The organism is Arthrobacter sp. CMU6 (assembly GCF_059090205.1).
The window spans coordinates 1-301 of record NZ_JBNHFL010000114.1 but is presented as its reverse complement, the minus strand read 5'-3'; the positions used below and the strand labels follow the sequence as shown (position 1 = coordinate 301).

Genomic DNA, 301 nt, shown 5'->3' with positions numbered 1-301 from the left:
TCGCCCAGGCCGACGGATTCATCCGCGCCCTGCCCAACGGCTACGACACCGTCCTCGGCGAAGCCGCCAAAGACCTCTCCGGCGGCCAGCGGCAACGGATCGCCATCGCCCGCGCCATCCTCCGCAGGGCACCCATCGTCATCCTCGACGAAGCCACCACCGGGCTGGACCCCGTCGCCCGCAACTCCGTCCTGCACGCCCTCACCGCCCTCACCCGGAACCGGACCTCCATCACCATCACCCACGACGCCCACTCCGCCCGCACCAGCGACCGCATCATCTGGCTCGACCACGGCCGCAT

General features: G+C 70.8%; 1 protein-coding gene. It reads left to right on the top strand.

Annotated elements, in window-relative coordinates; all coding sequences use genetic code 11:
- Positions 1–301, top strand: a 301-nt coding sequence (locus AC5RWD_RS23300) for an ATP-binding cassette domain-containing protein (RefSeq protein WP_494022279.1), incomplete at both ends; no start/stop codon positions are given.